Source organism: Bacillus sp. 2175 (assembly GCF_057812155.1).
The window spans coordinates 4,320,780-4,344,397 of the sequence record NZ_CM173819.1 but is presented as its reverse complement, the minus strand read 5'-3'; the positions used below and the strand labels follow the sequence as shown (position 1 = coordinate 4,344,397).

The 23,618-nt window shown below is 36.9% G+C and carries 23 protein-coding genes and 1 pseudogene; 17 read left to right on the top strand and 7 right to left on the bottom strand.

The features are described 5' to 3' along the window. Window positions 1-99 precede the first annotated feature (99 nt). Window positions 100-239, top strand: a pseudogene (locus ACXKY9_RS22505) (anti sigma factor C-terminal domain-containing protein); the annotation flags it as partial. 63 nt (window positions 240-302) lie between these two features. Continuing rightward, the gene (locus tag ACXKY9_RS22500; protein WP_001248905.1) at window positions 303-509 is read left to right on the top strand and encodes a hypothetical protein; all 207 of its coding nucleotides are present in this window, start codon (window positions 303-305) and stop codon (window positions 507-509) included. 14 nt (window positions 510-523) lie between these two features. On the opposite strand, the gene ACXKY9_RS22495 is transcribed toward ACXKY9_RS22500, so the two are convergent. Then, a complete protein-coding gene (locus ACXKY9_RS22495) occupies window positions 524-1,348 on the bottom strand; it encodes a DUF2785 domain-containing protein (RefSeq protein WP_000941455.1) in 825 nt (274 codons plus the stop codon). 95 nt (window positions 1,349-1,443) lie between these two features. Here ACXKY9_RS22495 and ACXKY9_RS22490 point away from each other — a divergent pair, with 95 nt between their 5' ends. Beyond that, window positions 1,444-1,818 carry a hypothetical protein gene (locus ACXKY9_RS22490; RefSeq protein ID WP_000816708.1) on the top strand — a complete coding sequence of 125 codons (375 nt, stop codon included), beginning with the start codon at window positions 1,444-1,446 and terminating at the stop codon, window positions 1,816-1,818. 41 nt (window positions 1,819-1,859) lie between these two features. Here ACXKY9_RS22490 and pepQ read toward each other — a convergent pair whose 3' ends face one another. Continuing rightward, on the bottom strand, window positions 1,860-2,957 hold the full coding sequence (gene pepQ, locus ACXKY9_RS22485; protein ID WP_000994032.1) for a Xaa-Pro dipeptidase: 1,098 nt from the start codon (window positions 2,955-2,957) through the stop codon (window positions 1,860-1,862). Between the two features lie 149 nt (window positions 2,958-3,106). Here pepQ and ACXKY9_RS22480 point away from each other — a divergent pair, with 149 nt between their 5' ends. Then, entirely contained in the window at window positions 3,107-3,790 is a 684-nt protein-coding gene (locus tag ACXKY9_RS22480; protein WP_000868920.1) for a metal-dependent hydrolase, read from the top strand. A gap of 39 nt (window positions 3,791-3,829) precedes the next feature. Here the strand turns inward: ACXKY9_RS22480 and ACXKY9_RS22475 are convergent, their stop codons facing one another. Beyond that, window positions 3,830-3,991: a hypothetical protein gene (locus ACXKY9_RS22475; protein WP_000976306.1), complete on the bottom strand. Its 162-nt coding sequence runs from the start codon at window positions 3,989-3,991 to the stop codon at window positions 3,830-3,832. A 244-nt stretch (window positions 3,992-4,235) separates the two neighbouring features. Here ACXKY9_RS22475 and ACXKY9_RS22470 point away from each other — a divergent pair, with 244 nt between their 5' ends. Together ACXKY9_RS22470 and ACXKY9_RS22465 are read left to right on the top strand one after the other, a co-directional pair. Continuing rightward, window positions 4,236-5,549, top strand: a complete 1,314-nt coding sequence (locus tag ACXKY9_RS22470; RefSeq protein WP_000201590.1) for a CBS domain-containing protein — start codon at window positions 4,236-4,238, stop codon at window positions 5,547-5,549. 210 nt (window positions 5,550-5,759) lie between these two features. Then, window positions 5,760-6,023, top strand: coding sequence for a DUF3949 domain-containing protein (locus ACXKY9_RS22465; protein WP_000093045.1), 264 nt, complete (start codon window positions 5,760-5,762; stop codon window positions 6,021-6,023). A gap of 7 nt (window positions 6,024-6,030) precedes the next feature. On the opposite strand, the gene ACXKY9_RS22460 is transcribed toward ACXKY9_RS22465, so the two are convergent. Continuing rightward, a complete protein-coding gene (locus ACXKY9_RS22460) occupies window positions 6,031-6,336 on the bottom strand; it encodes a YtpI family protein (protein WP_001144753.1) in 306 nt (101 codons plus the stop codon). Between the two features lie 159 nt (window positions 6,337-6,495). Between ACXKY9_RS22460 and ACXKY9_RS22455 the strand changes: the two genes are divergently transcribed. Continuing rightward, complete coding sequence (locus ACXKY9_RS22455) at window positions 6,496-7,428, top strand: DHH family phosphoesterase (protein ID WP_000545136.1); 933 nt, start codon at window positions 6,496-6,498, stop codon at window positions 7,426-7,428. Window positions 7,429-7,479: 51 nt separating this feature from the next. On the opposite strand, the gene ytrI is transcribed toward ACXKY9_RS22455, so the two are convergent. Further along, window positions 7,480-7,983 carry a sporulation membrane protein YtrI gene (gene ytrI / locus ACXKY9_RS22450; RefSeq protein ID WP_001265740.1) on the bottom strand — a complete coding sequence of 168 codons (504 nt, stop codon included), beginning with the start codon at window positions 7,981-7,983 and terminating at the stop codon, window positions 7,480-7,482. After that, entirely contained in the window at window positions 7,980-8,393 is a 414-nt protein-coding gene (locus tag ACXKY9_RS22445; RefSeq protein ID WP_002005839.1) for a YtrH family sporulation protein, read from the bottom strand. Before ACXKY9_RS22445 ends, ytrI begins: the two co-directional genes overlap by 4 nt. Window positions 8,394-8,435: 42 nt before the next feature. Here ACXKY9_RS22445 and dnaE point away from each other — a divergent pair, with 42 nt between their 5' ends. The 8 genes from dnaE to ACXKY9_RS22405 all read left to right on the top strand — a co-directional run bounded on the left by dnaE (window position 8,436) and on the right by ACXKY9_RS22405 (window position 19,264). Further along, the gene (dnaE, locus tag ACXKY9_RS22440) at window positions 8,436-11,762 is read left to right on the top strand and encodes a DNA polymerase III subunit alpha (RefSeq protein ID WP_000673729.1); all 3,327 of its coding nucleotides are present in this window, start codon (window positions 8,436-8,438) and stop codon (window positions 11,760-11,762) included. Between the two features lie 133 nt (window positions 11,763-11,895). Beyond that, window positions 11,896-13,104 carry an NADP-dependent malic enzyme gene (gene ystJ / locus ACXKY9_RS22435; protein WP_161508111.1) on the top strand — a complete coding sequence of 403 codons (1,209 nt, stop codon included), beginning with the start codon at window positions 11,896-11,898 and terminating at the stop codon, window positions 13,102-13,104. 14 nt (window positions 13,105-13,118) lie between these two features. Continuing rightward, window positions 13,119-13,763 (top strand): FadR/GntR family transcriptional regulator, encoded by a 645-nt coding sequence (locus tag ACXKY9_RS22430; RefSeq protein ID WP_000204440.1) that lies wholly within the window; start codon window positions 13,119-13,121, stop codon window positions 13,761-13,763. A gap of 185 nt (window positions 13,764-13,948) precedes the next feature. Then, window positions 13,949-14,818, top strand: coding sequence for an acetyl-CoA carboxylase, carboxyltransferase subunit beta (gene accD / locus ACXKY9_RS22425; protein ID WP_000942857.1), 870 nt, complete (start codon window positions 13,949-13,951; stop codon window positions 14,816-14,818). Next, window positions 14,806-15,780: an acetyl-CoA carboxylase carboxyl transferase subunit alpha gene (gene accA, locus ACXKY9_RS22420; protein WP_000818807.1), complete on the top strand. Its 975-nt coding sequence runs from the start codon at window positions 14,806-14,808 to the stop codon at window positions 15,778-15,780. Before accD ends, accA begins: the two co-directional genes overlap by 13 nt. A 128-nt stretch (window positions 15,781-15,908) precedes the next feature. Next, window positions 15,909-16,868: a 6-phosphofructokinase gene (pfkA, locus tag ACXKY9_RS22415; protein WP_000821156.1), complete on the top strand. Its 960-nt coding sequence runs from the start codon at window positions 15,909-15,911 to the stop codon at window positions 16,866-16,868. A 53-nt stretch (window positions 16,869-16,921) separates the two neighbouring features. Further along, entirely contained in the window at window positions 16,922-18,679 is a 1,758-nt protein-coding gene (pyk, locus tag ACXKY9_RS22410) for a pyruvate kinase (protein WP_001232671.1), read from the top strand. Window positions 18,680-18,874: 195 nt separating this feature from the next. Next, window positions 18,875-19,264: an FxsA family protein gene (locus ACXKY9_RS22405; protein ID WP_000871630.1), complete on the top strand. Its 390-nt coding sequence runs from the start codon at window positions 18,875-18,877 to the stop codon at window positions 19,262-19,264. 630 nt (window positions 19,265-19,894) lie between these two features. Here the strand turns inward: ACXKY9_RS22405 and ytvI are convergent. Further along, window positions 19,895-21,013 carry a sporulation integral membrane protein YtvI gene (gene ytvI, locus ACXKY9_RS22400; RefSeq protein WP_001081388.1) on the bottom strand — a complete coding sequence of 373 codons (1,119 nt, stop codon included), beginning with the start codon at window positions 21,011-21,013 and terminating at the stop codon, window positions 19,895-19,897. Window positions 21,014-21,575: 562 nt separating this feature from the next. On the opposite strand from ytvI, the gene ACXKY9_RS22395 reads away from it, so the two are divergent. Both ACXKY9_RS22395 and citZ read left to right on the top strand, forming a co-directional pair. Next, window positions 21,576-22,037 (top strand): DUF441 domain-containing protein, encoded by a 462-nt coding sequence (locus ACXKY9_RS22395; protein WP_000625507.1) that lies wholly within the window; start codon window positions 21,576-21,578, stop codon window positions 22,035-22,037. A gap of 387 nt (window positions 22,038-22,424) precedes the next feature. Beyond that, window positions 22,425-23,573: a citrate synthase gene (citZ, locus tag ACXKY9_RS22390; protein ID WP_002101388.1), complete on the top strand. Its 1,149-nt coding sequence runs from the start codon at window positions 22,425-22,427 to the stop codon at window positions 23,571-23,573. Window positions 23,574-23,618: the final 45 nt, after the last annotated feature.

The window sequence follows — 23,618 nt, the reverse complement described above, 5'->3', positions numbered from 1 at the left end:
CCTCACCAATCGGGCTTTTACGAGCAGTCCGCCCCCCCCTAACTTCTTTGCTTCCGCTGAATTTTGATGTGGGGGTCTTACTGCCTGTTAATGCGGGATAAAGAAATAAAAAACACCAAAACAAAAGACTTACCAATATACGGTGTAGTCGTAACAGGAAAACAGAGGATTTACAAAGTTTACAAGGGTCACCGTATATTAAGGCTGCTGTAAGAGGTGTAACAGTTGAGAAATATTGATTACGAGTAATTAATGTGAATAATCAGAAAACTTATGTTATAATATGGGAAAAGGAGGTTTATATGAGGCAAATACATGGAGCAATTTATATTTACATAACAATGTTTTTCGTGGCGATATCCTATGGATTGGGGCACGTGTATTCGCATCCTATACTAACTTTTTTAAGCGGAGCATGTATGGCGTTTGCGCTTCTTGTCCACCTTTTCTCAGTTTGGATCGTGAAATTTCAATTAAATATTAGTGAAATAGAAGAAGGCACTTTCTAAGTGGCCTTCTTTTTTTAATAATATTTTGGAAGGTCTTGCAGCAATTTTTCAATTTTGCATTCGGTTTCTTCACATATAGACAGTGTGCGTAGTCGGAAAAACAAACTACGTAAGAAAGATTTTATATTTCCGTATAGGTACTCGTACGATTCAGTATGTAATGTCTGTTTTTTGACGGGTAATTGAGCTACTAATTCATGAAGGGCTAATAGGAGTACCTCTTCCTTTAGACCATTTTGTAGCATTGCGACAATCGGATAAACGAGACGTTCGTCTTCTTCATATTTGTAGTAAATAGAATGGACACAAACTTTGTTTAATAAAGTTTGTAATATTTCTTCGTAATATAAAGTTTCCAGTTTAGGACTACGAACAAGCGCCTCAAATGTATCAGAAGCGTGAGCGATACTATGTGCCCAGCCGTGGTCTTGCACATATCCGCGGAAATCATGCTCGTTGTTCATATATAACACTAATCGATCTTTTACATGTAAAAGATCAGCCTGTGATAAGAAATTATGATTTGTATCGGCATCAATAATGAGTGCAATTAATAATGTTGTAAATGCACGGGTAAATACCGCATCTTCGTCATCCGAATGAATCTTATACAATAAATATTTGTCACTGATGCTTTCTAATAATAGTTTCTGTAATTGTGTGTGTGAAAGGTAGTCCTTTTTGATGAGATGGTAAAAAGTAGAGCAAATAAGTTTGTCCCTTAAATAGCTATCGGTAACACCGATATGTTTAAGCATATTGGAAATTAAAGAATCCATGTTAATTGTATCCATTACGTAATGATTATTACGAATTTCTTCTAACTGTTGTTGTAACATATAAACCACCTATTTTAGAAAATTCTGTATTTTAATAGTATAATAAGAGGAAGAAATAGACAATAAATAAATGCTTTTGAATGGAGGGGGGCATTATGAAGAGAGCATTATTCTTTTTCATTAGTATTTTCTTTTTAGGAAGCTGTTCCATTTCGTATGTTACTTTTTCTAGCGAGAGCAAAAGTTGGACTGGACAATATAAAGGGCATATTAAGGATGACAGTGAAGATGGGATGTTTACGTTTCAATATAAGGGCGGGGATGGAAAGACAGAATTTAAAAACTTAGAGATTGCTATTAATGGAGCCTTTAGTACAATGACACAAACGTCAGAAGTTCATAGAGGAGCAAAGATTGAAATGAAGTCTTCTTGTGTAAGTTGCGCGCCTATCTCTAAAGATGAACCTATAGAAGTTGTGATTAAATGGGATGATAAGTATGAGGAGAAGATGGTGCTAAATTTGAAATAGTAGAGAAATAGAAAAAGGCAGCAATCCCGCTGCCTTTTTTATTATTTTACAAATTGTAATTCTTTCGGGAATTTCGTTAAAATTTCTGATCCGTCTTTTGTGATGTAAATATCATCTTCAATACGAACGCCACCTACGTTTGGTACGTAAATACCTGGCTCGATTGTGAAGACCATACCTTCTTTTAATGGAGACTCGTTGCCAGCTTTTACATCTGGATATTCGTGTACGCTAATTCCAAGTCCGTGACCCAGGCGGTGTGGGAAGAAGTCACCGTAACCTGCATCTGCGATAACAGAACGAGCAGCGTTGTCGATTGCGCCAAGTGTAACACCTGGTTTACATGCTTCAACTGCTTGTAGTTGTCCAGCAAGTACAGTGTTGTAAATGCGAGTTTGCTCTTCAGAAATTTCACCGAATGCTACTGTACGTGTAATATCAGAGCAATAACCATCAATGATTACGCCTAAATCAAATAGTACGAAATCGCCGCGTTTCATTTTGTTTGCGCCAGGAATACCGTGTGGAAGAGCAGAGTTCGCACCTGCTAATACCATCGTATCAAATGACATTTTATGTATGCCTTTTGTTTTTAATTCGTGTTCAATAATTGCTAATACTTCTAGCTCGCTGCGGTTTTCTTTAATTGCATTTACACCAACTTCAACAGCATAGTCCGCCATTTTAGCTGCTTCGCGTAAAATAGAAAGTTCTTTTTCATCTTTAATTAAACGAAGTTCGCGAACTTTCTCCTCAGCTGATTTGAAAGCTGCATTTGGGAATAATTTCGTTAATTCTTCGTAGCGCTCTACGTTTAAATGTTCTTTTTCAATTGCAACTGCATTTGCATTGATGCCGCGGTCTTTAATTGCTTTTGCAATCATATCCCATGGTCTGTCAGTATCAGTAAATCCGATAATTTCATGTGCCCAGCCAGCGTTACGCGCTTGACCTTCTTCCATTTTAGGGCAAATTAAAATAGGTTCTTTTTCTTGGAATACAAACATACCAAGTAATCTTTCGTGTGGTTCACAGTGGAAGTTTGTCATGTAGAAGACGTTCGGTGTAGAAGTTAAGAACGCAGCTTCTACGTTTTTTTCTTTTAGCCATTGCATTAAATTTTCTAATCTAGCATTCATCGATTGGCACCCCCGAGATATTTAATTACAAATATAACTTTAACTCGGAAGAAAGTGTTATGACAAGTAAATAGATGTTAGAAAAGACAGGGAATTGAAAAATCATGTAGAATAAAAAGTGAGAATGTGAATAGGGGAGGAATGTAATAATGAAAGTATCTTATCATGGACATTCAGTTGTGAAAATTGAGGCGAATGAAAAAGTTATTTTAATTGACCCGTTTTTAACAGGTAATCCGAAAACAGATTTAAAAGCTGAAGATGTAAAAGTGGATGCAATCCTTTTATCGCATGGACACGGTGATCATGTTGGAGATACAGTAGAGCTTGCGAAGAAAAATAATGCAGTTGTTGTAGCGCCATTTGAACTAGCAACATTTTTAAGTTGGCAAGGTGTAAATACACACCCGATGCATATTGGTGGTTCACATGAATTTGACTTCGGAAAAGTGAAGTTTACACAAGCATTCCACGGCTCTAGTTATATTGATGAAGAAAATAAGACGATTACATATACAGGTATGCCAGCAGGTATTTTATTTACAGCAGAAGAGAGAACTGTATACCACGCAGGAGATACTGCACTATTCTCTGATATGAAGTTAATTGGGGAATTAAATAAAGTTGATCTAGCATTTTTACCAATTGGTGATAATTTCACAATGGGACCAGAAGATGCTGTACTAGCGGCAAAATGGATTAATGCGAAAACTGTTGTACCGATGCATTACAATACGTTCCCAGTTATTGAACAAGATCCATATCAATTTGTAGAAAAGCTACAAAATTGTACAGGGAAAGTATTAGAAGCTGGAGAAAGTATTACACTATAGAAAAGAAACCCTTCATTTGAAAAGAAAAGTGAAGGGTTTTTACGTGTGTAGGACAGCTTTTAATACTTGTATTTGTTTTGGTGATTCTTTTCTTTTGGTACGTGGCTGCTCAGGTGTTTCATTCAATTCCATTGTAACTTTTTTCCCATCTACGAAAGCTAAAAATACAGCACCTACAACCTCTAAAAGTTTTTTCATCATGTGTTCGCTCCTTTGTTTTATTTCTTGTCTTAATTGTATAGGTAATCAAGTGTGCGAACTATCGAATGAGATGACAATAGCATTACATTGTTGTAATAGAATGACTGGTGGAATGTAAGAGTCATTTTGTTATAAAAAAAATAGTACAGGTATGCAAAGAGAGAGTGTAACAGTTTTGAAAATATAGTATACTGAAAGTACAACACATGAAGAATTTAGGGAAAAGAAAGTATGGTGAAACCATTTGGCTACCAAGCATAACCAAATTTTAGAACATATTAATAGCCTGCCAGTAGGCCATAAAATTTCTGTAAGACAAATTGCGAAAGATTTGAGTGTAAGTGAAGGGACCGCTTACCGTGCAATTAAAGATGCAGAAAATAAAGGGTATGTTAGTACAATTGAACGTGTCGGAACAATTCGAATTGAACAAAAGAAGAAAGAGAATATCGAAAAACTGACATATGCAGAAGTCGTTAACATTGTCGACGGTCAAGTACTTGGAGGCAGAGAAGGACTACATAAAACGTTAAATAAATTCGTAATCGGGGCAATGAAATTAGAAGCGATGATGCGCTATACAGAAGCTGGGAACTTACTTATTGTCGGTAACCGTACGAACGCACATCAATTAGCGTTAGAAACTGGAGCCGCTGTATTAATTACGGGCGGATTTGATACGGAAGATCATGTGAAGAAATTAGCAGATGAATTAAAACTGCCGATTATTTCAAGTAGTTACGATACCTTTACAGTTGCAACGTTAATTAACCGTGCGATTTACGATCAGCTTATTAAGAAAGAAATTGTACTCGTTGAAGATATTTTAACGCCAATTGAAGAAACGTTATATTTAAAGCCAAATGATACAGTGCAGCAATGGCATGCCTATAATGAAGAGACGATGCACGGAAGGTATCCGATTGTTGATGAAAGTAACAAAGTGCTAGGAATCGTGACTTCAAAAGATATGATCGGTGTAGCGAAAGAAACACCAATTGATAAAGTGATGACAAAACACCCAATTACAGTGAACGGTAAAATGTCTGTCGCAGCTGCGGCACGTATGATGGTGTGGGAAGGTATTGAGTTACTTCCTGTTGTTGATGAAGGAAATAAACTACAAGGTATTATTAGCCGTCAAGATGTACTTCAGGCACTGCAAATGATTCAACGGCAGCCACAAGTTGGAGAAACCATTGATGATATTGTAACGAATCAATTTATGACGCCGAAAGAAGCGAAGAATGAGCATCTATATCAATTTTCGGTGACGCCGCAAATGACGAACTCAATCGGAACGTTATCGTACGGTGTATTTGCAACAATTGTGACAGAAGCGACAAATCGCGTCATTCGTGCGCAAAAGAAAAGCGATTTAATTGTTGAAAACTTAACGATTTATTTCGTAAAGCCGGTTCAAATTGATAATGTTGTATCTGTTCATCCGAAAGTATTAGAAATTGGGCGTAAATTTGGTAAGGTCGATGTAGAGGTGCATCATGAAGGTAATGTTGTTGGAAAGGCATTACTTATGGTGCAGTTAATCGATAAATAAAAAGATGGAACAAATCGTTTTGATTTGTTCCATCTTTTTTTGTTGTTTTAAATTTGAAAGGCATGATTTTAGATGGGAGTTTTAGTGAAATATGTATGGAGTGGAGTGGAAAAGTAACGTAAGAAAAGACAGAATAGTAATTCAATTTAGTTGTATATTGTGTTATGATTATATTGTAAGAAAATGGAATTCTGAAAGGTGGTATGCATTATGTCGTCAGCCGTACTCTTTTTTGGTAGTATCGCACTATTTTACTTTCTTGTAATGATACCGATCCAATATTTATATTTACAAGGTTTACATGAAAAAAAGGAAAAGACAGGATTATCTCAGCGAGAGCTATATGAAAAAATGTCTTTTGGAGAAGAACAACTACATTTTCATGTACAAGGTAACCCATTTAATATACCATCTGCGTTTGTTGCATATATGATTTTGAAAGTTAAGGGACGTAAAAAAGCATCACAATATTGATGCTTTTTTATGTTGCTTCATAGACTTCGGCTTCTTTAACTGCTAATGGCAAGAAATGTTTGTATTGGCGAAACCCGTTAAATACACTTGCACTACCAAATAGAACGAATAAAACACCAACGATAATACGAGCGGTTGAAAGTTCTAAAAAGAATTGGTTTATCCCGAAAAATAAAACGAATGAACCGAGTGCCATTGCGGATTTTCCTGAGAGCCAACCTTTCTCCATTGGGCGGTTTGTACGAAAGTATTTTGTTTTGTAAAAGAGGTACAACATAAATGAGATGATAATACAGAAGACTAATACTGGCATAGTGAACACTCCCATCGCTTTGTGAAAAATAATAGAAAAGAAAAAGAAATATCTAAACTTTCTAACTTTTATTATAAAGCAATTGTTCGCATGAATGAAATACTTTCCGTTATAATGGAGGATAAAGTGAAGAAGTTGATTAAAAAGGAGATTATACATATGCATGAGCAAATTTTAGGAGCAATTAAAGAGTTTGATACAATTATTATTCATCGCCACGTGCGTCCGGACCCAGATGCGTTAGGTTCACAGGGTGGTCTTGGTACAATTCTACAAGAATCGTTTCCAGAGAAAAATATTTATACGGTTGGGTACAATGAACCGTCACTAGCATACTTACGAGTAATGGATGATATTGAAGATAGTGTATACGAAAATGCGCTTGTTATTGTTTGTGATACTGCGAATCAAGAACGGGTTGACGATCAACGCTATACAAAAGGGAAGATGTTAATTAAAATTGATCATCATCCAAATGAAGATCCATATGGAGATATTACGTGGGTAGACACGACAGCGAGTTCTACAAGTGAAATGATTTATGAGTTTTATAACTATGGAAAAGATAAAGGATTAAAAATAACAAAAGAAGCAGCTCGCCTTATTTTAGCAGGAATTGTTGGAGATACAGGTCGTTTCTTATTCCCAAATACGACAGCAAAAACACTTCGTTACGTAAGTGAGCTTGTTGATATGGGTGTGAAATTCACAGATTTATACAATGAAATGTATAAGACAAAAGAAAAAATTGCTCGTTTAAACGGTTATATTTTACAAAACTTTACGATGGTAGAAGAAGGAGCAGCTTACATTAAATTAACGAAAGAAGTATTAGAAGAGTTTGATGTACTTCCTTCTGAAGCATCTGGTGTTGTTGGAGCGCTTGGCAATATTGATGGATTAAAGGCGTGGGTTCTATTTTTAGAGGAAGATGACGTAATTCGTGTTCGTCTTCGTTCAAAAGGACCAGTTATAAACAAATTGGCAATGCAATATAACGGCGGAGGGCATCCGATGGCTTCTGGTGCCAAGGCATCTTCTTGGGAAGAAGCGGATCGTCTTTTTGCTGATTTACGTGAGATTTGTAAATAAAAGACTATATGTTAGAACGAAAAGAAGGAGCGGCGCTAAAGCCCTCCTTCTTTATTTTTCTTTCTCTATAGTAATGCTAATTTCAAGCACTGTATCAAAAGATATTGTATCGACTTTAAAACGGTATAGGCGATCGTAATGTTTGTATGTTTTATTTTCGATTACCTTTTTTAGTAGGTCTTTATTTTTTGCGATACTTTGAATGTTTTTCGTTAAAAGATGCTGGAGATCATTATGAATAGATGTAGTCATATTTTCGAGTGTAAGATTGTCTAAATCGTATTTTTCTCGATTGATAAGTTTTATTTTAATCTCTTGAATGGTTAAGAGCCGTTTATTTTCAGTGTTCAATTTTTCTTGATCTTCGAGAAGGACGTGGAGCTTTGCTTCTTGTTTTTCTATAATTTCTCTTTGTTCTGCTATTTTACTAGCTTGTTCTTGTTGAAAAACACCGTATATGTACAAAAAAATAAACCAGCTCAACACGCCTCCAACAGCAGCACCAGCTAATACTAAGTACCATCTTTTTGCTGTATTGGCACTTGGTACTCTCATACATGTTCCTGCGTTAGCCATTTAATAATAATGAGACCTGTTTGCATACCACCAGTTGCGAAAAAAATAAGGAGAATTTGTTTTACGATATCTTTCATATCTCCGCCAAAGAAACTTCTTTCAAAGCTATAAAAGGTATCGAATGTTCCGCCGATTGCTGCAACGAGTGCCCAAATTCTTAAATTTTGGGCGAATTGATTAATGTAAGTTAGAGCTGGTTTTCCGATAAGAAACGCACCAAATCCACCAATTAATGAACCGCCAAGTATAACCCCAAAGGCAATAAAATAACTAATAATAAGCAGAGAGAAAAAAGTATGTTCTCTTACATCCATCGTCATTCCCCTTTCTTCTTCATATATATGGACAAAGTATAAGAAGTATGTTTTGATTTCCGCTTTCCTCATCACCTATAATAAAAGTAGTCAAATAGGTAAAGAGAGGGTACAACAGTGAAGTTTGTGCATTTACAATGTCAAACCGTTTTTAGTTTATTAAAAAGTGCTTGTAAAATTGATGAGCTTGTAGTCAGGGCGAAAGAACTTGGTTTTTCATCGCTAGCTATTACGGATGAAAATGTTATGTATGGTGTTATTCCGTTTTATAAAGCATGTAAGAAACATGGTATACAGCCTGTTATTGGATTAACCGCTTCTATTTTTAGTGAAGAAGAAGAAAGGTCTTATCCGCTTGTATTACTTGCTGAGAATGAAATAGGCTACCAAAATTTATTAAAGATTTCTAGCAGTATTATGACAAAGTCCAAAGAAGGTATTCCTAAGAAGTGGCTTGCGCATTATGCGAAAGGATTAATTGCTATTTCGCCAGGTAAAGATGGCGAAATTGAGCAATTATTACTAGAAGACAATGAGAGTCAGGCTGAAGAAGTAGCTCGCACGTATCAAAATATGTTCGGCCATTTTTATATGAGTTTGCAGCATCATGCAATTCAAGATGAGTTGCTTTTACAAGAGAAACTACCTGAATTTATTAGTAGGGTTAATATTCCAGTCGTTGCAACAAATGATGTGCGCTATATCAATCAAAGTGACGCGCTTGTTCACGAATGTTTACTATCTGTTGAAAGTGGAACGAAAATGACTGATCCAGATAGGCCGAGGCTGAAAACAGATCAGTATTATTTAAAGTCATCGGATGAAATGGAAGCACTATTTTCCCATGCGCCGGAAGCAATCCAAAATACAATAAAAATTGCAGAGCGTTGCCAAGTAGAAATACCGTTCCATGTAAATCAACTTCCGAAGTTTCCTGTTCCGTCTAATGAAACGAGTGATATATACTTGCGTCGTGTTTGTGAAGAAGGTTTGCGGAAACGATATGGTGAACCGAAAGAAGTGCATATAAAGCGTTTGGATCATGAATTAAATGTTATTTCTCGTATGGGATTTAGTGATTATTTCCTCATCGTATGGGATTTTATGAAGTATGCACATGAAAATCATATTCTAACAGGACCAGGTCGTGGATCGGCAGCTGGTTCACTCGTTTCATACGTATTAGAAATTACAGATATTGATCCAATTGAATACGATCTATTATTTGAAAGGTTTTTAAATCCTGAACGTGTGACGCTTCCTGATATTGATATTGATTTTCCAGACGTAAGACGTGATGAGATGATTCGCTATGTGAAAGATAAATACGGTCAGCTCCGTGTTGCGCAAATTGTAACGTTTGGTACGCTTGCAGCAAAAGCGGCAATTAGAGACATTGCCCGCGTAATGGGGCTTCCGCCGCGAGATATTGATATATTTTCAAAACTTATCCCATCAAAGCTTGGTATAACGTTAAAAGATGCATATGAAGAATCACAATCACTTCGTGAGTTTATACAAGGGAATCTTTTGCATGAGCGTGTGTTTGAAATCGCAAAACGTGTAGAAGGTTTACCACGTCATACGTCTATTCATGCGGCTGGTGTTATTATGAGTCAAGAACCGCTAACAGGCAGTGTAGCAATTCAAGAAGGACATAACGATGTTTATGTTACGCAATATCCAGCCGATGCGCTAGAAGAACTTGGGTTGCTTAAGATGGACTTTTTAGGATTACGTAATTTAACGTTACTTGAAAATATTATAAAATTTATCGCGAACAAAACTGGGAAAGAAATCGATATAAGAAACTTACCTCTTCAAGATGAAAAGACATTCCAATTATTAGGGAGAGGAGATACAACAGGTGTATTCCAGCTTGAGTCAGGCGGTATGCGAAATGTACTTCGCGGGTTAAAACCGAATGAGTTTGAAGATATCGTAGCTGTTAACTCGTTATACAGACCAGGACCGATGGAACAGATACCGACTTTTATTGAATCGAAACATGGAAAAAGAAAAATCGAATATTTACATCCGGATTTAAAGCCAATTTTAGAAAGAACATACGGCGTCATTGTATACCAAGAACAAATTATGCAAATTGCATCGAAGTTAGCAGGGTTTTCGCTTGGAGAAGCAGATTTACTGCGCCGTGCAGTGAGTAAAAAAAATCGTGATATTTTAGATCAGGAACGTAAGCATTTCGTCCAGGGATGTTTGCGAAATGGATATGATGAGACGTCTGCTGAAAAAATTTATGATTTAATTGTAAGATTTGCGAATTACGGTTTTAACCGAAGTCACGCTGTAGCTTACAGTATGATCGGATATCAGCTTGCCTATTTGAAAGCGAACTATACGCTGGAATTTATGACGGCATTATTATCAAGCGCAATTGGAAATGAAGATAAAATTGTACAGTATATACGAGAAACGAAGCGGAAAGGTTTTCACGTTTTGCCGCCGTCTCTTCAGAGAAGTGGTTATAACTTCCAAATAGAAGGGAATGCGATACGTTACAGTTTACTTTCGATCCGAAATATTGGAATGGCTACAGTGACGGCATTATTAGAAGAACGAGAGAAAAAAATGTTCGAAGATTTATTTGAATTTTGTCTCCGTATGCCGTCAAAGTTCGTAACGGAGCGTAATTTAGAAGCTTTCGTCTGGTCGGGATGTTTTGATGATTTTGGTGTTTCGAGAACGAATTTATGGAAAAGTATTAAAGGGGCGTTAGAGTACGCGAATCTCGCACGTGATTTAGGAGATGCTGTTCCAAAATCAAAATATGTACAAGGAGAAGAGCTATCTTTTATTGAACAACTAAATAAAGAGAAAGAAGTACTTGGCTTTTATTTATCAAGTTATCCGACAGCGCAATATGTGAAGTTAGCAAAAGAATTAGAAATTCCATCTCTCGCTCAGGCGATGCGACACAAGAAAAAAGTACAAAGAGCTATTGTGTATATAACAAGTGTTAGAGTGATTCGTACGAAAAAGTTTCAAAAGATGGCATTTATTACATTCTGTGATCAAAATGATGAAATGGAAGCGGTCCTCTTCCCGGAAACGTATATACATTTCTCGGATAAGTTGCAAGAAGGAGCAATTGTTTTAGTTGACGGTACGATTGAGCTAAGAAATCATAAGCTGCAATGGATTGTAAATGGACTATATCCGCTAGAGGAAATGGATGTTTATGAAGAAAAGAAAGACGCATCTGTTTACGTGAAATTGCCATCTCAGTATGAGAAAAAGCTTTTAAATCGGGTTACGAAAATATTGTTCGACTATTCAGGTTTTGCGAAAGTACTAATTTATTATGAAAAGGAACATAAAATGGTACAATTATCTCGGAGTTTATCGATTCATCCAAGTGAAGAATGTTTAGGAGCACTTCGTGAAATTGTCGGGGAAGAAAATGTAGTTGTGAAAATATAATGGACAATTTCCCTACACTTCGATTATTATAGTAGTAGTGTTCGTGGTCAGACCACTTGGAGAAATTGATATCAGCAAGAATAATTTGAGGAGAGTGGATAGTTTGTCAACACTTCGTGAAGAAGCACTTCACATGCATAAAGTGCATCAAGGAAAATTAGAAACTGTATCAAAAGTAAAAGTAGAAAATGCAAAAGATTTAAGTCTTGCATATTCTCCAGGGGTTGCAGAACCTTGTAAAGAAATTTATGACGATAAAAGTAAGGTATATGAATATACGATGAAGGGAAATATGGTAGCAGTTGTGACAGATGGAACAGCTGTACTTGGTCTTGGTAACATTGGACCTGAAGCATCTCTTCCAGTAATGGAAGGTAAAGCTGTATTATTCAAGAGCTTTGCTGGTGTAGATGCATTCCCAATTGCCTTAAATACAAACGATGTAGATAAAATTGTTGAAACTGTAAAATTAATGGAGCCAACTTTTGGCGGCGTTAACTTAGAAGATATCGCAGCACCAAACTGCTTCATTATTGAAGAGCGTTTGAAAAAAGAAACAAATATTCCTATCTTCCATGATGATCAACACGGAACAGCTATTGTAACAGTAGCAGGTCTTGTAAATGCACTGAAATTAGTTGGAAAGAAAATGTCTGACATTAAAGTTGTCGCAAATGGCGCAGGTGCAGCAGGTATTGCAATTATTAAACTTTTATATCGCTATGGTGTACGCGACATTATTATGTGTGACCGTAAAGGGGCAATCTATGATGGTCGTCCTACAGGTATGAATCCGGTGAAGGATGAAGTTGCAAAATATACAAATAAGAATCGTATAGAAGGTTCTTTAGCTGATGTTGTACAAGGTGCAGACGTATTCATTGGTGTATCTGCAGAAGGTGCATTAACAGAAGAGATGGTTCGTACAATGAATGACGATGCGATTATTTTTGCAATGGCGAATCCAGTTCCAGAAATTATGCCAGAATTGGCAAAAGCAGCGGGCGCAGCTGTTGTTGGAACAGGTCGTTCTGACTTCCCGAACCAAGTAAATAATGTACTGGCGTTCCCTGGTATTTTCCGCGGTGCACTTGACGTACATGCGACACAAATTAACGAAGAAATGAAGATGGCAGCTGTACAGGCTATTGCTGAGCTTGTAGCAGAAGATGAGTTAAATGCAGACTATATCATTCCGGCACCATTTGACGCGCGTGTAGCGCCTCAAGTAGCGGCTTACGTTGCAAAAGCAGCAATGGAGACAGGAGTAGCTCGCCGTCAAGTAGATCCAAATGAGATCGCTGAAAAAACAAAACAATTAGCGCTGATTGGTAAAGAATAAGCGAGGAAATTCCATTGACATCATCAAATACAAAAGTATATCTCGAAATTGTAAAAAAAATCCGTTCCATTATGGAAGAGGATGGATTGGTGGCGGGGGATCGTTTGCCGTCTGAGCGTGAGTTAAGTTCACGCTTAAACGTAGGACGTTCCTCTGTAAGAGAAGCATTGCGTGCTTTAGAACTGGTAGGATTGATTGAAACGAGACGTGGTGAAGGGACGTTTATTCGAAACTTTTATGATAACGGTCTTGTACAATTAATTGCTCCGTTCTTATTGCAAGATGAGAAAACAATTCGTGATTTATTACAAACGAAACGATTACTCGAGAAAGATATGATTCGAATTGTATGTAATTTACCGAAAGAAACGTTTTCTAAAGTGCTAAGTAAATTACACCAAGTACTTGAAGGAAATGAAAACTCAATCCCAACGCTTCATCAAACGTTCTTTAAAACACTTATTGAACAAGTCGATAATTATTTACTATATCGCATTTGGATGATCGTAAATGATTACGTATCAACGCTTTCTTGTAAAGTTTCAAGAGATTCTATCGATATGTATAGAAAGCTTTACGCTACTTTGGAAGAAAAACAAGAAAATGATGCACTAAAAATTTACGATGAATTAGTAGAGAATATACAGTTTCACTCGTAATGTATAAAATTTGTCGAAATGACCATGACACGTTATGACAAACATTCTACCGCGTAGCGGTTAAAGTTAAACGTAAAGAGTGAGGTTATTAGACAGATTGAGAAGATAAGGCTAACATCAAACTTTGGTGTTAGCCCCATTTTCTTCTTACGCTAACCTTAGCTCTCAACGAAGGGGGTCAAATTGTGCTAAGAGATTTATTCGTGAAAAAGAAAAAGTACGCTGCAATACCTTCAGAACAAGTACGAAAAGATGTGCCAGATGGCGTTATGACAAAATGTCCGGAATGTAAAAAAATCATGTATACGAAAGAACTTCTAAAAAATTTAAAAGTATGTGTGAATTGTGGATATCATCATCCTATGAATGCATGGGAACGTCTTGATAGTATATTGGACGAAGGGTCATTCCGTGAGTATGACAAAGAAATGGTTTCATTAAATCCACTCGAGTTTCCAGGTTATGAAGAGAAACTAGAGAGCGATCGTAAGAAGACTGAATTGAACGAAGCGGTTGTAACTGGTGAAGGAACAATTGATGACATGCTTGTTGTTGTTGCAGTAATGGATTCTCGTTTTCGAATGGGGAGCATGGGCTCTGTAGTAGGAGAAAAAATCGCCCGTGCGGTTGAAAAGGCGTACGACTTACAAGTTCCATTTATTATCTTTACTGCTTCGGGTGGTGCCCGTATGCAAGAAGGTATATTAAGTTTAATGCAAATGGCAAAAACAAGCGTAGCTTTGAAAAAGCATAGTAATGCAGGAGGATTATTTATTTCTGTTATGACTCACCCAACGACGGGCGGGGTTTCAGCGAGTTTCGCTTCACTTGGTGATTATAATCTTGCAGAACCAGGTGCACTTATCGGATTTGCTGGTAGACGTGTAATTGAACAAACGGTGCGTGAGAAACTACCGGAAGATTTCCAAACGGCAGAATTCTTACTAGATCATGGTCAATTAGATGCGGTGGTGCATCGTGATGATATGAGAGAATCGCTTCGTAAGATTTTAGAAGTTCATCAAGGAGGGGAAGTGGCTGTATGGCAGAGCTAGAATTTGAAAAACCAGTTGTTGAGCTAAGAAATAAGATTCGTGAACTGAAAGACTATACGAAAAACAGCCAGATGGACTTCAGTGAGGAGATTCGTATTTTGGAAGAAAAGCTAGAAAATTTAGAGGAAGATATATACGGCAATCTAAAAGTATGGGACCGTGTTCAAATTGCTCGTCATGCAGAACGACCGACAACGCTCGATTATATTGAGCACTTATTTACTGATTTTTTCGAATGTCATGGAGATCGTCTATTTGGCGATGATGCAGCGATTGTCGGCGGCATTGCGAAATATAAAGGGATGCCTGTAACTGTAATTGGGCATCAGCGCGGAAAAGATACGAAAGAAAATATTCGCCGTAACTTTGGAATGCCTCATCCAGAAGGATATCGAAAAGCACTGCGTCTCATGAAACAAGCGGAAAAGTTTAATCGTCCTATTATTTGTTTCATCGATACGAAGGGAGCTTATCCTGGTAAAGCAGCTGAAGAACGTGGACAAAGTGAAGCTATTGCCCGCAACCTATTTGAGATGGCAGGTTTAACGGTACCAGTTATTTGTATCGTTATCGGTGAAGGCGGTAGTGGTGGTGCGCTAGGCCTTGGAGTAGGAGATTACATTCATATGCTAGAAAATTCCACTTATTCTGTTATTACACCAGAGGGTGCAGCGGCAATTCTTTGGAAAGATGCAGGAAAAGCAAAGGAAGCTGCAGAGGCAATGAAAATTACAGCAGCAGATTTGAAAGAATTAGGTGTAATTGATGAAATTATTCCAGAGACAAAAGGTGGAGCTCACCGTAATATTTTGAAACAGTCAGAAAATATAGACTTAATAATTAGAAAAACTTTTGAACAATTAAACGGAATTTCGAAAGATGAATTAATCGAAAAACGTTATGAAAAATATATGAAAATTGGGCAAGTTTCGTTTTCAAACGCTTCCATTGGGATAAAATAAGAAAAGCGTGCGTTCCTCTTCGCGAATGCACGTTTTTATTATGAAAAGACACATCTTCTCCATTGTGTTTTTATATTTTTTCGTGTTATTTTATTATAAGGCAAATAATCTTTATGAGGTGAGTACAAATGAAACGTATTGGTGTATTAACAAGTGGTGGAGATTCACCTGGTATGAATGCTGCCATTCGTGCAGTTGTTCGTAAAGCGATTTTCCATGATATTGAAGTATATGGTATTTACCATGGATACGCTGGATTAATTTCTGGTCACATTGAAAAATTAGAACTTGGTTCTGTTGGCGATATTATCCACCGCGGTGGTACGAAATTATATACAGCAAGATGTCCTGAGTTTAAAGACCCAGAAGTACGACTAAAAGGTATCGAGCAATTAAAGAAACATGGTATCGAAGGACTTGTTGTTATTGGTGGAGATGGTTCTTACCAAGGCGCTAAAAAATTAACTGAACAAGGATTCCCATGTGTTGGTGTACCAGGTACAATCGACAATGATATCCCTGGAACAGACTTCACAATTGGTTTCGATACAGCTTTAAACACTGTTATTGATGCAATTGATAAAATCCGTGATACAGCTACATCTCATGAACGTACATATGTTATCGAAGTAATGGGACGTCATGCTGGAGATATCGCATTATGGGCTGGTTTAGCTGATGGTGCAGAAACAATCTTAATTCCAGAAGAAGAGTATGACATGGATGATGTAATCGCTCGTCTAAAACGTGGTAGCGAACGTGGTAAAAAACACAGTATTATCATTGTAGCTGAAGGTGTTGGAAGTGCAATTGACATCGGTAAGCACATTGAAGAAGCAACAAACTTTGATACTCGTGTAACTGTATTAGGTCACGTACAACGTGGTGGATCACCAAGTGCACAAGACCGTGTATTAGCAAGTCGTCTTGGTGCAAGAGCAGTTGAGTTGTTAATTGCTGGTAAAGGTGGACGTTGTGTAGGTATTCAAGATAATAAACTTGTTGATCATGACATTATCGAAGCGTTAGCTCAAAAGCATACAATCGATAAAGATATGTATCAATTATCTAAAGAATTATCCATCTAATCGGCGTAATGTCAGATATTTGGGAACGGTTTCATAATTTTCGGAGGTGCAATATGCGTAAAACTAAAATTGTATGTACTATAGGTCCTGCTAGTGAAAGTATTGAAAAATTAGAGCAATTAATCGAAGCAGGTATGAACGTTGCTCGTTTAAACTTCTCTCATGGTAGCCATGAAGAGCACGGAGCTCGTATTAAAAACATTCGTGAAGCTTCAAAGAAAACTGGTAAAACAGTTGGTATCTTACTTGATACAAAAGGTCCAGAAATCCGTACTCACGACTTCGTAGACGGACAAGCTGAGCTTGTAACAGGTGCAGAGGTAGTTCTTTCTACTGAGCAAGTATTAGGTACTGCAGAGAAGTTCTCTGTATCTTATGCTGGTCTTTATGACGATGTAGACCCAGGTTCTCGTATTCTAATCGATGACGGTCTTATCGAACTAGAAGTAATCGAAAAAGCTGATGGAAACATCCGTACAAAAGTTCTTAACAGCGGAACTGTAAAAAATAAAAAAGGTGTTAACGTACCAAACGTAAGCATTAAGCTTCCTGGTATCACTGAAAAAGACGTAAAAGATATCATCTTCGGTATCGAGCAAAAAGTTGATTTCATTGCAGCTTCATTCGTACGTAAAGCGTCTGACGTATTAGAAATCCGTGAATTATTAGAAGAGCATAACGCTCAATACATCCAAATCGTACCAAAAATCGAAAACCAAGAAGGTATCGACAACATCGATTCAATCTTAGAAGTTTCTGACGGTTTAATGGTAGCTCGTGGTGATATGGGTGTAGAAATTCCACCAGAAGAAGTACCGTTAGTACAAAAACGTCTAATTAAAAAATGTAACGTGTTAGGTAAACCGGTTATTACTGCAACACAAATGTTAGATTCTATGCAACGTAACCCACGTCCAACTCGTGCGGAAGCAAGTGACGTAGCTAACGCAATCTTCGATGGTACAGATGCAATCATGCTTTCAGGTGAAACAGCTGCTGGACAATATCCGGTAGAAGCAGTAACAATGATGGCTAACATTGCGGTACGTGTTGAAAAATCATTACAATATGAAGATATGTTCAAAAAACGTATTAAAGAGTTCACTCCAACAATTACAGATGCAATTAGCCAATCTGTTGCGCATACAGCACTTGCTCTTGATGTAGCTGCAATCGTAGCTCCAACAGAAAGTGGATATACTGCGAAAATGATCTCTAAATACCGTCCAAAATCTCCAATCGTAGCTGTAACATCTGACGAGCAAGTAGGACGTCGTCTTGCACTTGTTTGGGGTGTACAAGCATTTATGGCTGAGAAGCGCGCAGCTTCAACTGACGAAATGTTAGATACAGCAATTCAAACAGGCATGGATGCGGGTCTAATTGGACTTGGAGATACTGTAGTGATTACTGCGGGTGTACCAGTTGCTGAAACTGGTACAACAAACTTAATGAAAATCCACGTTGTTGGTGAAGAAATTGCTAAAGGACAAGGAATTGGTCGTAAAGCTGCAAAAGGTAAAGTAGTTGTAGCAAAAACAGCTGCTGAAGCTGTAGCGAACGTAAACGAAGGTGATATCCTTGTTACAACAAGCACTGATAAAGATATGATTCCTGCAATCGAAAAAGCTGCGGCTTTAGTTGTAGAAGAAGGTGGCTTAACAAGCCATGCAGCTGTTGTAGGCGTATCAATCGGTATTCCTGTTATCGTTGGTGTAAACTGCGTAACAGCAACTTTAAAAAATGGCCAAGAAGTAACAGTTGATGCAGCACGCGGAATTGTTTATAATGGACATGCGGAAGTGCTATAAGTAATACGGAGAGAAGGATCGGAGTCCTTCTCTTTTTTTTACACAAAAACGAGATAGAATTAGCTTAAAGCGCCTAGAATTGCTTTTAAAAGCTGTTTGTTATGTGTTTTAATATGAAAGAGTATCTATATTTCATATGATGTATATAGGCGTTGTGAGGACGTTAAAAGTGAGTTGTGAGAGAGGTGTAGAACTATGAAGTGGTTACTATTCTTGTTTATTTTAATACCGGCGATTGAGATTACGGTCTTAATTGGATCAAGTCATGTAATAGGTTTATGGTCTACGTTCGCTATGATTGTATTTACAGGTGTTGTAGGTGTGTATTTGGCGAAAAGACAAGGGTTTAAAGTGCTTGGAGAGATTCAATCTAAGTTGAATAGAGGGGAAATGCCAGGTGAGGCGGTACTAGATGGTATTTTTGTATTTGTAGGAGGTATTCTCTTAGTGCTTCCTGGGTATGTGACAGATGTGCTAGGGTTTATCTGCGTGATCCCTATTACGAGAGCTTTATTGAAGCCGTTTGTTATGAAGTGGATGGAATGGAAATTTAGAAAGAACTCTACTATTATTATTCAGAAATAGCACTTAGATTGTAGAAATCTAAGTGCTATTTTTTGTGTTGTAAGAGGAGAGGAACTTTCTGGTTGAAGCTTTGCTTTGCCGCGCTATTTGTGGGGTGGAATTTCTATCTCAAAGCTGGGCTGCTCGTAAGTGTCTGGTGTGGGGCGAATGATGAGTGGGGATGAACAAAACGTTCGCTTATTATATGTGCTATATAATTTTCGTTTGAATTCTTGTGTGTACTTCGATTAAACTTGTGATTTTTTAGTGCTATTAATTTAGATGAATAAGATGGAGGGAACGCTGCTGAATTAAATTTTTGCTTTCTCATATAAAGGAACGATTGGTGTAAAAAATTCATATAAAAAGGCGGAGATTGTTAGTTGAAGTCTTGTTTTATGCTATTTTGTATATTTATTCATTTACATAAAAAGTAATAAATGTAAATGATAATTATAAAATAAATAGAATAAATATGTAAAAACACCACGAAATATGCGTTTTTCATGCAAAAAAACAAGAGAATTATCTTTTTTGAGTGCAATTCTCTTGTTTTATGTAATGAGTATGAAAAATAAGTACAAGGAATAATCAGTGGGAAATTCCCACTGATTACATGTAAGTTTTTTGTTGTGTATGAATTAGAAACTATTATTTTGAAGGTGAACCTTTAATATATTTCCACAAGTCATGGAAGACATTAGCTTTGTGTAATGTATTAAGTAGTACTAAGGTGACTGGGCCGATGATTAATCCTAAAAAGCCAAAAAGTTTAAAGCCGACAAATAGAGCGACGAGTGTTGCTAATGGATCGAGACCGATGTTAGATGAAAGTACTTTCGGCTCCATAATTTGTCTTTGGACAATCACGACGATGTATAAAATGAGAAGACCAATGGCGAATGCGGTATCGCCAGTGAAAAATACGTATATAACCCATGGAACGAAGACTGCGCCTGTTCCTAAGTATGGTAGTAAATCTACAACTCCTGTAATAATCGCAATAGTAATGGCGTATGGTACGCGTAATATTAAAAGTCCGATTAGTACAATGACGGTTGTCATAGATACGAGTGTAAGTTGTGCTTTCACAAAACCAAACAAAGCTTTTCTTAAGTCGACAAAAATAGTTTTTCCATAGCCATGTACACGATTCGGTAGCAATTTTCTTGCTTTCTGAGCAAGACGGTGCCAATCGTAACTAATGAAGAAAGTGGCTAATAAAATGAATACAAGAACAGTTAAAGTTGTTGGCAGTGCACTAATGAAATTCGTTAACCCGCTTATAATGGCGGTTAAAAGTTCTTTCATTTGTGTTGTTGCTTCTGTTCCTAAGTTTTGAATGTTTTGTGTAATTGTATAGCGCTGTGGTTCTCCAAGATGATTAAATTTAGAGATTAAATCATCGTAGAGAGGCATAATATGATTAAGTGCAAATTGCTGAGCGAATGTAACGATATCTGGAAACTTTACTGTAACAAGTTGTAGTAAGTATGTTGTGGCAGATATTGCTTCAGTCACAAGATATGTAACAAGTCCAACGATAGCTCCAAATACGAGAATTAAGCTAACGAGTACTGCTAGTGCGCGAGGAAATTGTAGTTTTTGATTAAGGAAATTGACGACAGGATTAATCAAATAAGCAAATGCAAAAGCGATAATAAAAGGATAGATAAGCCCTGACATGTATAGTAATACATAGAACCCAGCTACCGTTGCTACAATGACAAATATGAGTCGCAATATCATATATAGTAAGTTTCGGTTCAAAGATGTATACCTCCCATTCCAATTTGGATTATCCTAATTCGTTCAACTTATAACGAGTGTGCTCCACTGATTAAAGTTTCACTTTACCCCGCATTAACGGGCAGTAAATCTCCTACCCGAAGTGCGGCTGGATCAAAGGAGTTAGCTGGAGATAAACTGCCCGTAAAAGCCCGATTGGTGAAGGCTAATAATCAGTGGAAAATGCCCCACTGATTAAAGTTTCACTTTATGTTATAGTGGAATGATGGATTTTTCCTGCTTTTTCAGTATATGAGTGACTGTGAAAGCTTGGTGTTGATGCTTCTACTATATGGTAAAAACTTCATTTTCTCTTCTTTTTATTTTACCTGTTTCTAATTAGAAAAGAAAGAAGAGACGCCCGTTTTTTAAAATGTATACATGCTTAAATTTTGATGGTGAAAGTCTCAGTTTGTCATTTTAAAATACATAAAAAATGAAGTAATTCATGTTGAATAGGCATCGATATAGCATGTATAACGATAGGTTTAAAGGTATTTTTGTTTGGAAATGAGTTCATTATTTTCAGAAAGGAAGTGCAAACATGATTAGTCAGTCAACGTTATTTTTATTCATACTACTTATTATAGGACTTATTGCTAAAAACCAATCGCTTACTGTAGCTATTGGTGTGTTATTTTTATTGAAGTTTACGTTTTTAGGAGATAAGGTCTTTCCTTATTTACAAACGAAAGGAATTAACCTAGGTGTAACGGTCATTACAATAGCGGTGCTCGTACCGATTGCGACAGGGGAAATAGGTTTTAAACAACTTGGAGAAGCGGCGAAATCTTATTATGCGTGGATTGCTTTAGCTTCAGGTGTAGCGGTCGCTTTGTTAGCGAAAGGCGGCGTACAATTGTTGACGACGGATCCTCACATTACAACTGCGCTTGTTTTTGGGACAATTATAGCGGTTGCGCTATTTAATGGGGTTGCTGTTGGTCCGTTAATTGGGGCTGGAATTGCCTATGCGGTTATGAGTATTATACAGATGTTTAAATAAGGAATTTTATAGTAATATAAAATTTTTGAATTCTTTCTGTTCACAAAAGTCAGATAATTGTTTATAATAGGATTAGAAACTTTGAAAAGTTACATAACAGCAGAGACTTTACACCAGATAAAATAAAAACAACATAAAACAATTTTATAATGATATTGTTTTATGTTGTTTTTATCATAAAACTCTTCGGAATGTATTTTCCTCACTAACTTGTTGTTTTGAGCGTGAGGATTCGGGGAGACATTCACGCTCATGCTTTCCATGTAAACAATGGACAATAAGAGGGGAACATCGCAACAAATTTGCATGATCGTGCATTTTGCTTGCCTAAAGAGTGAACGGGCGTTCATAATTCATAAGGGGAGCAAATAGATATAAGGAGCAAGATTGGGAGAATTTTCAGGAAAAGGAGAGAATGTCATGACTGTTATTCGAGGTTTAGAAGGGGTAGTAGCAACAACATCATCTGTGAGCTCTATTATTGATGATACATTAACTTATGTTGGGTATAATATTGATGATTTAGCTGAGAATGCTACGTTTGAAGAAGTAGTGTACTTATTATGGCACCGCAAGCTTCCTAATGAAAAAGAACTAGCGGAATTTAATGAAATTGTATCTGAATACTATAAAGTTCCAGGTGAGATTTTAACATATTTGAAACAAGTAGATTTAAAAATTGCACATCCGATGTCTGTTTTACGAACTGCAATTTCCATGCTATCATTATACGATGAGAGCGCTGAAATTATGGATGAAAAGTCCAATTATTTGAAAGCGGTTAAATTACAGGCGCAAGTCGGAACTTTAGTTGCTGCTTACGCGAGAATCCGTAAAGGTTTAGATGTTGTTGAGCCAAGAAAGGATTTATCATTAGCTGCAAACTTCTTGTACATGTTAAATGATCGCGAGCCAAATGAAGTTGAAATTGAAGCTTTTGATAAGGCGCTTGTACTTCATGCAGATCATGAGTTAAACGCTTCTACATTTACTGCACGTGTTTGCGTAGCTACACTTTCAGATGTATATTCTGGTATTACAGCAGCAATCGGTGCATTAAAAGGTCCTCTTCACGGTGGGGCAAATGAAAATGTAATGAAGATGTTAACTGAGATTGGTGAAGAAGAAAATGTAGAGTCATATATTCATAATGCTCTTCAAAATAAAGTGAAAATCATGGGCTTTGGCCACCGTGTGTATGAGCAGGGTGATCCACGTGCAAAACACTTACGTGAAATGTCTAAGAGATTATGCGTGCTTTTAGGAGAAGAGAAATGGTATAATATGTCTATCAAAATTGAAGACATTGTAACAAAAGAAAAAGGTCTTCCACCAAATGTTGATTTCTATTCAGCTTCTGTATACCATTGTTTAGGAATTGACCATGACTTATTTACACCTATTTTTGCAATTAGCCGTATGTCAGGCTGGTTAGCTCATATTCTAGAACAATATGAAAACAACCGTTTAATTCGTCCGCGTGCTGATTATAATGGACCAACGCATCAAGTGTATGTTCCAATTGCACAACGATAAGCGAATAACACTATTTTGATAGTGAAAATACGCTTTCAAAAGTCT